This is a genomic window from Cupriavidus sp. KB_39, from assembly GCF_052114485.1.
GTDB lineage: Bacteria > Pseudomonadota > Gammaproteobacteria > Burkholderiales > Burkholderiaceae > Cupriavidus.
In genome coordinates this window covers 278827-290000 of sequence record NZ_JBFREV010000001.1, presented here as the reverse complement: position 1 = coordinate 290000, position 11174 = coordinate 278827, and the positions used below count along the sequence as shown (strand labels likewise).

At 62.1% G+C, this 11174-nt stretch carries 6 protein-coding genes, 2 tRNA genes, 1 rRNA gene and 1 other annotated feature (1 of these 10 running past the window's edge); of the genes, 3 read left to right on the top strand and 6 right to left on the bottom strand.

The features are described 5' to 3' along the window. The 3 genes from AB4Z27_RS01280 to AB4Z27_RS01270 form a co-directional block, all read left to right on the top strand. A 16S ribosomal RNA gene (locus tag AB4Z27_RS01280) occupies window positions 1–132 on the top strand; it begins 1400 nt to the left of the window's first position. Between the two features lie 63 nt (window positions 133–195). Beyond that, window positions 196–272 (top strand) — tRNA-Ile (locus AB4Z27_RS01275). 8 nt (window positions 273–280) lie between these two features. Beyond that, window positions 281–356 (top strand) — tRNA-Ala (locus tag AB4Z27_RS01270). 310 nt (window positions 357–666) lie between these two features. Then, window positions 667–3578 (top strand) — a sequence feature (most likely nonfunctional fraction of RNA operon). 61 nt (window positions 3579–3639) lie between these two features. Here AB4Z27_RS01270 and AB4Z27_RS01265 read toward each other — a convergent pair. The 6 genes from AB4Z27_RS01265 to AB4Z27_RS01240 form a co-directional block, all read right to left on the bottom strand. Further along, complete coding sequence (locus AB4Z27_RS01265; protein ID WP_441643801.1) at window positions 3640–4866, bottom strand: aromatic ring-hydroxylating oxygenase subunit alpha; 1227 nt, start codon at window positions 4864–4866, stop codon at window positions 3640–3642. Window positions 4867–4958: 92 nt separating this feature from the next. Next, the gene (locus AB4Z27_RS01260; RefSeq protein WP_441643800.1) at window positions 4959–5762 is read right to left on the bottom strand and encodes a siderophore ferric iron reductase; all 804 of its coding nucleotides are present in this window, start codon (window positions 5760–5762) and stop codon (window positions 4959–4961) included. Further along, window positions 5762–7600: an IucA/IucC family protein gene (locus tag AB4Z27_RS01255; protein WP_441643805.1), complete on the bottom strand. Its 1839-nt coding sequence runs from the start codon at window positions 7598–7600 to the stop codon at window positions 5762–5764. The genes AB4Z27_RS01260 and AB4Z27_RS01255 overlap by 1 nt, the downstream gene beginning before the upstream one ends. A gap of 19 nt (window positions 7601–7619) precedes the next feature. Then, window positions 7620–8243 (bottom strand): GNAT family N-acetyltransferase, encoded by a 624-nt coding sequence (locus AB4Z27_RS01250; protein WP_441643799.1) that lies wholly within the window; start codon window positions 8241–8243, stop codon window positions 7620–7622. After that, entirely contained in the window at window positions 8233–9483 is a 1251-nt protein-coding gene (locus AB4Z27_RS01245; protein WP_441643798.1) for an MFS transporter, read from the bottom strand. The genes AB4Z27_RS01250 and AB4Z27_RS01245 overlap by 11 nt, the downstream gene beginning before the upstream one ends. 3 nt (window positions 9484–9486) lie before the next feature. After that, window positions 9487–10896, bottom strand: a complete 1410-nt coding sequence (locus AB4Z27_RS01240; RefSeq protein ID WP_441643797.1) for a lysine N(6)-hydroxylase/L-ornithine N(5)-oxygenase family protein — start codon at window positions 10894–10896, stop codon at window positions 9487–9489. Window positions 10897–11174: the final 278 nt, after the last annotated feature.

Below are 11174 nucleotides of genomic sequence, written 5' to 3'. Positions count from 1 at the left end.
CCATGGGAGTGGGTTTTGCCAGAAGTAGTTAGCCTAACCGCAAGGAGGGCGATTACCACGGCAGGGTTCATGACTGGGGTGAAGTCGTAACAAGGTAGCCGTATCGGAAGGTGCGGCTGGATCACCTCCTTTCCAGAGGCTTGTGTTCACAAGTCAAGCGTTCACACTTATCGGTTTGTTTGCTGTTACAGCCAAGGGTCTGTAGCTCAGGTGGTTAGAGCACCGTCTTGATAAGGCGGGGGTCGTAGGTTCAAGTCCTACCAGACCCACCAAGTTATCCGGGGGATTAGCTCAGCTGGGAGAGCACCTGCTTTGCAAGCAGGGGGTCGTCGGTTCGATCCCGTCATCCTCCACCACTTACCTTGGTTGGTTTGCCAAATGAAAGCACTTAGCGCGAAGGCGCTGTGAGTGCTTTCATTTGGCATTGCCAAGCGATTGGATTCAMTGAATCCGTCGGCTGTTCTTTAACAATATGGGATGTAGTAAAGGTGTCGCGCGAGCGTTGATGAGACGCTGAATTATCCAACGCGATACCGGGTTGTGATTGTATCAACCAAAATGTATTTAAAGTGATCGAAAGATGACTTGGAATACGGCACAAACGCGAGAACTCAGACCTATGGTGAGTCGTGTGCTTRAGCGAAAGCTGAGACACACTCGTTATAGGGTCAAGCGAACAAGTGCATGTGGTGGATGCCTTGGCGATTACAGGCGATGAAGGACGCGGTAGCCTGCGAAAAGCTTCGGGGAGCTGGCAAACAAGCTTTGATCCGGAGATGTCCGAATGGGGAAACCCGGCCCTTATGGGTCATCCCTGACTGAATACATAGGTCAGGGAAGCGAACGCGGCGAACTGAAACATCTAAGTAGCTGCAGGAACAGAAATCAACCGAGATTCCCAAAGTAGTGGCGAACGAAATGGGAAGAGCCTTGTACTCTTTAGCAGCATTGTTAGCAGAACGGGATGGAAAGCCCGGCCATAGCAGGTGATAGCCCTGTATGCGAAAACAGCGTTGTGGAACTAGGTGTACGACAAGTAGGGCGGGACACGTGAAATCCTGTCTGAAGATGGGGGGACCATCCTCCAAGGCTAAATACTCGTAATCGACCGATAGTGAACCAGTACCGTGAGGGAAAGGCGAAAAGAACCCCGGGAGGGGAGTGAAATAGATCCTGAAACCGCATGCATACAAACAGTCGGAGCCTGGAAACGGGTGACGGCGTACCTTTTGTATAATGGGTCAGCGACTTACATTCAGTGGCAAGCTTAACCGATTAGGGAAGGCGTAGCGAAAGCGAGTCCGAATAGGGCGTTGAGTCGCTGGGTGTAGACCCGAAACCAGATGATCTATCCATGGCCAGGTTGAAGGTGCGGTAACACGTACTGGAGGACCGAACCCACTAACGTTGAAAAGTTAGGGGATGAGCTGTGGATAGGGGTGAAAGGCTAAACAAATCTGGAAATAGCTGGTTCTCTCCGAAAACTATTTAGGTAGTGCCTCGTGTCTCACCTTCGGGGGTAGAGCACTGTCATGGTTGGGGGGTCTATTGCTGATTACCCCGCCATAGCAAACTCCGAATACCGAAGAGTGCAATCACGGGAGACAGACATCGGGTGCTAACGTCCGGTGTCAAGAGGGAAACAACCCAGACCGCCAGCTAAGGTCCCCAAATATAGCTAAGTGGGAAACGAAGTGGGAAGGCTAAAACAGTCAGGAGGTTGGCTTAGAAGCAGCCACCCTTTAAAGAAAGCGTAATAGCTCACTGATCGAGTCGTCCTGCGCGGAAGATGTAACGGGGCTAAGCTATATACCGAAGCTGCGGACGCACAGTAATGTGCGTGGTAGGAGAGCGTTCTGTAAGCCTGTGAAGGTGTCTTGTAAAGGATGCTGGAGGTATCAGAAGTGCGAATGCTGACATGAGTAGCGATAAAGGGGGTGAAAGGCCCCCTCGCCGTAAGCCCAAGGTTTCCTACGCAACGTTCATCGGCGTAGGGTGAGTCGGCCCCTAAGGCGAGGCAGAGATGCGTAGCTGATGGGAAGCAGGTTAATATTCCTGCACCGTCGTATGATGCGATGGGGGGACGGATCGCGGAAGGTTGTCCGGGTGTTGGAAGTCCCGGTCCCTGCATTGGAGAAGGCGCTTAGGCAAATCCGGGCGCGTAATTCAAGGATGTGGGGCGAGCGGCCTTGAGCCGCGAAGCAATTGGAAGTGGTTCCAAGAAAAGCCTCTAAGCTTCAGTCATACGAGACCGTACCGCAAACCGACACAGGTGGGCGAGATGAGTATTCTAAGGCGCTTGAGAGAACTCGGGAGAAGGAACTCGGCAAATTGGTACCGTAACTTCGGGATAAGGTACGCCCTTGTAGCTTGACTGGCCTGCGCCAGGAGGGTGAAGGGGTTGCAATAAAATGGTGGCTGCGACTGTTTAATAAAAACACAGCACTCTGCAAACACGAAAGTGGACGTATAGGGTGTGACGCCTGCCCGGTGCCGGAAGATTAAATGATGGGGTGCAAGCTCTTGATTGAAGTCCCGGTAAACGGCGGCCGTAACTATAACGGTCCTAAGGTAGCGAAATTCCTTGTCGGGTAAGTTCCGACCTGCACGAATGGCGTAACGATGGCCACACTGTCTCCTCCCGAGACTCAGCGAAGTTGAAGTGTTTGTGATGATGCAATCTCCCCGCGGCTAGACGGAAAGACCCCATGAACCTTTACTGTAGCTTTGCATTGGACTTTGAACCGATCTGTGTAGGATAGGTGGGAGGCTTTGAAGCGTGGACGCTAGTTCACGTGGAGCCGTCCTTGAAATACCACCCTGGTTTGTTTGAGGTTCTAACCTTGGCCCGTGAATCCGGGTCGGGGACAGTGCATGGTAGGCAGTTTGACTGGGGCGGTCTCCTCCCAAAGTGTAACGGAGGAGTTCGAAGGTACGCTTGGTACGGTCGGACATCGTACCTAAAGTGCAATGGCAAAAGCGTGCTTAACTGCGAGACTGACAAGTCGAGCAGGTGCGAAAGCAGGACATAGTGATCCGGTGGTTCTGAATGGAAGGGCCATCGCTCAACGGATAAAAGGTACTCTGGGGATAACAGGCTGATACCGCCCAAGAGTTCATATCGACGGCGGTGTTTGGCACCTCGATGTCGGCTCATCTCATCCTGGGGCTGTAGCCGGTCCCAAGGGTATGGCTGTTCGCCATTTAAAGAGGTACGTGAGCTGGGTTTAAAACGTCGTGAGACAGTTTGGTCCCTATCTGCCGTGGGCGTTGGAATCTTGACGGGGGCTGCTCCTAGTACGAGAGGACCGGAGTGGACGTACCGCTGGTGTACCTGTTGTCTCGCCAGAGGCATCGCAGGGTAGCTATGTACGGAAGAGATAACCGCTGAAAGCATCTAAGCGGGAAACTCGCCTGAAGATGAGGATTCCCTGGAGGCTTGACCTCCTTGAAGGGTCGTTCGAGACCAGGACGTTGATAGGCTGGAACCACCCCTTCCCATCCCGAACAGGACCGTGAAACGACTTTGCGCCGATGATAGTGCGGACTACCCGTGTGAAAGTAGGTCATCGCCAGGCTCTTATACCCAGAACCCCCAGCCCCATAAAGGCTGGGGGTTTTGCTTTGTGGGCTTCCGATTCAGCATACTGCACGTGCGATCGGAATTGTCCGTCGCGCCGTGGCTTCCGGATCGCGTACCGGCATCGGTGCCGCGACCGGCGTATCCATCAGCTTCCGATACCAGCCGTGGAAATGGCGCATGCCATCTTCCAGCGGGGTCTGGTACGGACCCGCRTCYGTCTTTCCTTGTCGATATAGCGCGCGCCGGCCGGCGTCTACGCGCTCGGCAATCTCGTCGTCCTCGATCGCCGTTTCCATATAGGCGGCGCGGTGCGCCTCCACCAGTTCGCGGTCGAACGCGGCCAGCTCCTCCGGGTAATAGAACTCGATGACRTTCATCGTCTCGTGGACACCCTTCGGATAAAGCGTCGACAGCACCAGCGCGTACGGGAAGACCTCGATCATATGGGTCGGATAATAGGTCGCCCAGATCGCACCGAAGTCAGGTACCCGGCCATCGCCGTAAGCGAGCAGTCGCTCATGCCAGGTACGGTACGTGTCGGTGCCTGCGATCTCCAGCGTTGGATGCACGTCGATCCGCTGCACGCTGTACCAGTCTCCATATTCCCAGCTCAGTCCCTCGCTATGCACGTAGCGGCCCAGTCCCGGGTGGAAGGGGCCGATGTGATAGTCGTCGTTGTAGATTTCGACGAAGGTCTTCCAGTTGCAGTCGCAACGGTGCATTTCCACGTGGTCGAGCACGTAGTCGCCAAAATCCAGTTCGGGCCGGTCGAACAGGCCGCGCAGGTCTTGCGCGGCGTTGCGCGGGCCCTCGAACAGGAAGCCATTCACGTTCTGGAGCGGAAAGCGCTCCAGGTTCCGGCACGGTTTTTCAGGAAATTGCGGTGCGCCGATCAACTGGCCGCTGCTGTCGTAGGTCCAGCCGTGGAGCGGGCAGACGATGTTGCCGCCGCGCTCGCGCAGGTTACCCTGGCCGTTGCCGGCAGTCGCGCCGGGTCCGCCGGGGCCGTATTGGCCGAGCATGAGCGCCTGCCGATGCCGGCAGACATTCGAGATCAATTCCACGCCATGGTCGGTGCGCACCAGGACGCGTGCGTTGTCCTCATGGCCCAGCGCGCGCCAGTCTCCCGGGTCGGGCACCATGCGGTCGTGGCCGATATAGCTGGAGCTGCGCGGGAAGATGCGTTCCATCTCCATTGCAAAGACGTCTTCATCGCAATAACTTGAAACCGATAACTGCAGGGCCTCCGCTTCGAAATGGGAGGACTGACTCAGATCGGACATGGGTGTTCTCCTTGCACGGATGAGCGCCGCCGCGCATGGCGGACGCATACGAGGAAAAATCAGAAAAAAGTGAGAGAGGGGACGCGGGCGGGCTAGGGCCCGTYGCGGGCAGCGAGTCGTGCCAGGCGCTCGGGTACGCGTTGGCGCGGACAGGTGGCGCACATCTCGCCGTCGGTGCGGCGGTAGTGGAGGCAGCAACCCTTGCGGGCGAGGGCGAGCCGTTCGGCGCCGCTGCCATCGCGGTAGGCGAGGAAACCGCATTCGCCGCCCAGGCCGATGGCCTCGAGCCAGCGTTGTCCCAGCGCATGCATGCGCGGCGCGTCCCAATCGGTTCGCTCGCGYTGCACGCACAGTAAGGCGCCGAGGACGCAATCAGCCAGCAGTCGGCCGGCCGCCTTGACCGGCAGCGGGCCGACGTCACGCCATTGCGCGTGCAGCCGAGTCCAGCCTTCGGCGATCTGGCGGGCGACGCCCCGCAGCCCGTCATCCTCCGCGCCCAGCCGCGGCGTATGCGGCGCGATGCGGAAACCGTGGATGCCGCCCGCCTCGGTGCGCTGGGACAATGCCGACAGATCCGGCGCGCACGCACAGCAATGCACGCCGACTATGCCGAGATACACCGGTTGCCAGATATGCAATCCCCAAGCGCGAAGTGACCAATAGTGCGCCCCGGCTTCGGGGACATGCGTGCCGAGGTGCCGCACCATCGGTGCGATGTCCTCCGCGCGCGCCTCACTCCACGCGCGCCCGCCCCGGCCGCCGCCATCGTCGATTCCGTTGATTCCGTCGATTCCGTCGATCGTGCCGATGGTGCCGATGGTGCCGTCAAGTCCCGGCACCACACGTGCCGCCGTGGCCAGCAGCGCGTGGAGCCGGTCCGGCGCGGGCGCGAGCATCAGGCGGCCGCCTTGACGTTGGCGGAGCGGGCGCGGCCCGCCAYGGGGTTGGRCAGCGACCCCGCCATGGTCAGGCTCGACGCCGGATCCGCCAGGTTCACCATCTGCAGGTTGTTCTTGAGCTGCAGCCGGTTCAGGCACGAGTGCAGGAAATCCGGCGCGAAGAAGTCGTAGCGCGCGAACTTGTGCTGCAACTCGGGATGCGCCGCCTGGTAGTCGTGCGCGCTGTCSGCCACCACCTGCCAGAAGTCRTCCTCGGAACAGCTGCCGCCCTCCACCAGGATCTGCGCCATGTGCCGGAACACGCCGTCGAACACGTCGATGAAGATGCCGAGCAGCTTGTAGTCCTCGGGCACGTCCACGGCGAGCCGCTGGATGCCTTCCGGCAGCACCGCGTCCTTGTTCAGGATGGCCGACTCCTCGGCGATGTCCTTCATGAACACSCGCGCGACGGTATGCCCCTCCAGCACCAGGATCAGGTTYTCGCAATGCGGCATGAACACGAGGTCGTGCGCATAGAAGCAGTGCATCAGCGGTTCGAGGTAGGCGCGCAGGTACTGGCGCAGCCACGTCCGCGCGGAGAGCCCCGAGCGGCGGATCAGCGCCGGCAGCAGGGCGTCGCCCTGCGGGTCGGTGTGGAGCAGCGCGGCCATCGTCATCAGCCGTTCACCCTCGCGCAGCTTGCCGAGCGGGCTTTCGCGCCAGAGCGCCGACAGCATCTTCTTGTAGGGGCTGTCCGTCTCGAGCGCAGCCTCGTAGTAGCGGTTGCGATAGCCGACCGACGCCACCTCGCGCAGGATGCTGAAACCGTAGCCGCGCAGCGTGGCATCGTCGTTGATCAGCCCGTCCAGGAAGGCGTTGATGGCGGGCGTGCCGGCCATGTAGTACGGCGACAGCCCGCGCATGAAGCCCATGTTCAGYACCGACAGCGAGGTCTTCACATAGCACTTGTCCGGCTGGGAGGCGTTGAAGTACGTGCGCACCGACTGCTGGGCGGTGTACAGGTCGTCGCTGTAGCCGAGCGGGATGATCTTGCGATTGGCTACATCGGCGGCAAACGCGATGCTGAGCTTGTTGAACCACTGCCACGGGTGGGCCGGCATGTAGAGGTAGTCCTCTGGCGCTACATCGGCCTGCGCCAGCGCCTGGCGGAACGCGGCCAGGCGCGCTTCGCCCAGTTCGCTCGCCATGTGGGCCTCGTAGTCCAGCCCGGGAATGCTGGCGAAGTGGGCGTTGTCACGATGCACGGCCAGCCAGATCACGGCGAAGCGCGAGCCGGTCTCCGGGGCGAAGGCGCGGTAGTCCTCGGCATCGAAGCCGAGCCGGCCGTTGTTCGCCACGAAGCCCGGGTGGCCTTCGATCATCGCCCACTCGTAGGTCTGGAAATCCGCGTCGAGCAGGGCCTCTGCGCTCGGCGCCTGCGGGTTGTGCTTGTAGGCCGCGCCGAACAGCGTGCTGCTGATCTCGTCGAGGTAGACCGGCAGCTTGTCGGCGGGAATGCCGAGCGTGTGCTTGAAGTCGTTGATGAAGGTCAACGCGTCCAGCGGCACGCTGGCGCCGTCGAGCACGCGCTCGATGCTGGCCGGGTCGATGCGCCAGTGGCGCAGGGCCATCGGCTGGCCGTCGAAGGTGTAGTGGCAGTTGGGCGTGTCGGCGTCGATGCGGTAGCGGGTCCAGCCGTCCGCATCGGCCGCGCCTTGCGCCGCCGGCGTGATGACTACCTCGTGCGCGTATTCGGCGATGGCCTTGCGCACGAGCAGGCGGTTCACTTTGGCCCAGACGGCCGGTTCGAGGTGGCTGACCACATGGCGCGGCTCGCGCGTGGTCTGGGCTTGCAAGGTGGCGTGGATGGTGGCGTCAAGCGGGGCGTTCATCGGTGAAATCTCCTCGGATGGATCGTTCGAAATCGGGGCGGGTGCAGAAGGCCAGCCAGGCGGTCTTCTGCGGCAGGGTGATCTGGCGGTCGTAGGCGAAGCCCACGGCGCGGTTCAGGGCATGGACCTTGTCGTTGCGCGCATCGGGCTCCACCACCACGCGCTGGGCGCCCAGTGTGTAGAACGTGTGCGCCATGACGTGGCGCAGCACGTCGCGCGTGAAGTGGCGGATCGGCGCGGCCGGCGGGCCGACAAAGAAATGCATGCCGATGTCACTGGCGCGCGGCGCGAAGTGCGTGCCGACGGGCTCGTGCGCGGGGTCGTAGCATTCGATCAGGAACGCCGGCGCCCCCTCGCAGAGGCCCATGTAGGCGCCGCCATGGCCGCTCGCGAGCAGATCCGTGTAGAAGCGGCGCGTCTCGTCGAGCGTCAGGTCCTGCATGTTCCAGAAGCGCGCGTAGTCCATGGTGAACCAGCGATGGAGCAGGCCGATGTCGTGGTCGAGCGACAGCGCCCGGATCGTCATGGCCGGGTGGAGCGACGGGCGCAACGCGGCGGGAATCGGCTCGGCGCCTCCACGGGTGATGTCCCAGCGGTCAGCTTGCATGGGGCGCTCCAGCAAGTCCGGCGGTACCCGCGGCATCGGTCTGAGGCTGCGCGGCTGGCGCCGCGTGGCGACGATCCACCCCAAAGGTCCAGCGGTCCAGCGCGGCGGTCAGCAGCATGCCGGCGGCGGCCAGCACGAAGGTGACCTCGATGCCGAAGCGGTTCACGATCAGCCCGGCGCCGAACGACGACAGCAGCACCCCCAGGTTCTGGAAGAAGTTGGCGATGCTGAAGTCCTTGGCGTAGGCGTCCGGCGTGCTGACCTTGAACAGCGTCACCTCCAGCTTCACGATGACCTGGAACATCGACCACCCGTACAGGCAGCGTCCGATCAGCACCAGCGCCGGGGACGGCGCCGCCTGCAACAGCAGCCCCACAGTGCCCAGCAGCAGGTTGCCGAGCGTATGGTCGAGCAGCTTGCGGCCGTCCCGCGTGGCCCGCTTGTTGGCGATCAGCGCCACCAGCGCGACCACGCCCGGAATCGCGAACACCAGCCCCGTCAGCATCTGGTTGTGCATGCCGGAGATCTGCTCCCAGTACACCGAGAAGAACGGGCGGACGAGGTAGGCGCTGAAGTCGAACAGCAGCATCAGCAGGCTCAGGCGCAGGATCAGCCCCAGCGTGCCGCGCCGCGCCGTGCTGGCGGCACTGCCTGCCGCCGGCGGCGGCGCATCGGTGCCCAGCACGCGCACCACCCGGCCGGTCCGGATCAGGTAGATGCACAACGCCATCTGCACGAAGTCGCCAGCGGCCATCATCCACAGGCAGGTGCGCGGGCCGAACTGCTGGAGCGCCATCCCGCCCGCCATCGCCCCGAAGATGCCGCCGATATGCACCACCACCGAGAGCAGGCCGATGGTGGCGCCGTGCGTCTCGGCCTTCTCCAGCCGCATCAGGTACGGAAACATCAGCAGGTAGCTGCTCTTGGTCATGAACATCAGCATGGTCAGCACCCAGAAGGCGGTGACCGTCTCCGCCCAGGCGCTCAGGGCGCCGAAGGTGCCGGCTACGAGCTGGGTGTAGACCAGCAGGTGCATGGTTTCCACGCGCCGCGCCACGCGCGCCCAGAGCGGCAGCGTGCACATCACGGCGATGGAGATGGCGGCGATGTAGGCGCCCACGTGCACCGGGCTGGTGATGCCGTAGCGCACTTCGAAGAACTGCGGGTAGAACGCGATCAGGATGGCGTCGCTGATGACGCCGAACGCGGACATGATGACGATGGTGAGTCGCAGGCTCATGGTCTATCCCGCCACCGTGATCAGCTGCGCCAGCGCTGGCTGGGTCGGCATGGGCGTGCCGTTGCCGGGGGCCGGCACGGTTGCCGAAGCTTCCGTCGCCTCGATTCGCTCGAAGCCGCTGTTGGCGCGCGGGGCGAAGTCCTGGAACGTGGTGCGCGCCTCGGCGCGATAGTGGTCCACGCCGGTCAGCGCGTGCAGCAGCCGTGCATTGCGATGGCAGGCCATGCCCAGGTCCGGGTTGGTCAGGCCGTGGCTGTGGAARCCGGCGTTCTGCACGAAGATCTCGTCGCCATGCACGTCTACCGCGAAGTTGCGCGCCTGCTGGTAGCGGCCRCCCGCRTCCCAGCGGATGCGCTCGCGAATGCCGTCGATAAAGGCYGGCACGCGATGCGTGTAGCCGGTCGCCATGACCACGCCGTCGGCCACGTGGCGGTAGGCCTCGCCCAGATCCATGTGGCGGAACGTCATCTCGTACTGGCGCGCGGCGGGGTCGAAGTGCATGCCGTCCAGCGCGAGGTTGGTCAGCAGTTGCGTGCGGGCCCCGGCGCGGTGGCGCTTTTCGTCGAGCGTGTCGTAGATCTGGTCGATCAGCGTCTTGTTGATGCCGTTGTAGATGCTGCGCTGGTCCTCCAGCACGCGCGTCTTCACGGATTCGCCCAGGTCGTAGAAGTGGTCGCTGTAGGCCGGCGAGATCAACTCCAGCGTGAGCTTGGCGTTCTCCATCTGGAAGAAGCGCGGCGAGCGGGTCACCCAGTTCAGCGTATAGCCGTGGGTGTCGCAGTCCTTGAGCAGGTCGTGGTAGACCTCGGCGCCGCTCTGCCCGCTGCCGATGACAGTGATGGTGCGGCGCTGCTGGAGCCAGCGCTTGTTGGCGAGGTAGGCGGAGGTGTGGATCGGCGCGTGCTCGCCCGCGCAGCAGGCGGGCAGGTTCGGCGTGCTGCCGATGCCGAGCACAAGCCGCCGCGCGCGATGCCGGAACGGCGTTCCGGTGTGCGTATCGACGCCACTCACCACGTAGCCGGGCAGCGACGGGTCGTGACGGATGTCGAGCACGTCCTGCCGATAGCGCACGTTGGGCAGCTGCCCGGCGGCCCACTTGCAGTAGCGGTCGTACTCCTGCCGCGTCAGATAGAAGTTCTCGCGGATGTAGTAGTTGTAGATGCGGCCCTGCTGCTTGCAGTAGTTCAGGTAGCTGAAGCGGCTGGTGGGGTCTGCCATCGACACGAGGTCGGCCAGGAACGGGTTCTGCAACGTCGTGCCGTCCACGAGCATGCCCGTGTGCCAGCCGAACGCTTCCTTCTTCTCGAGGAACAGGCTGCGTACGCCGGGCAGCGGATCGGCCAGGCACGCGAGGCCGAGATTGAACGGGCCCAGTCCGACGCCGATAAAGTCATAAGGATCTTCATTGCTCATGTTTAGCCCTGGTGGATCGCGAAACAGGAAGGCTTCCGCAGTGGAAGGGGGATACCCATCAAGACGAATGGCCTCGCAATTCGTTTAGTTCGGCCATGTCATTCACTTAAAACATGCGGGGCTGTGCGGGCTCGCGTCATCGAAGCCGTGCTACGCGTGCCCGGGCACGCGCGAGGCACGCATGGCGCGTGCACGTGTGGAAGATCGGCAAGCGGAAGGAGAGCGGCGCGCGGCATCCACCGCGCGGCCGTAGAGATCAGCGGGCGACGGTCATCGCG

Coding starts and splice junctions, on each gene's coding strand:
- AB4Z27_RS01250 (WP_441643799.1), bottom strand. CDS start 8,243: ATGCAAGCTGACCGCTGGGACATCACCCGTGGAGGCGCCGAGCCGATT.
- AB4Z27_RS01245 (WP_441643798.1), bottom strand. CDS start 9,483: ATGAGCCTGCGACTCACCATCGTCATCATGTCCGCGTTCGGCGTCATC.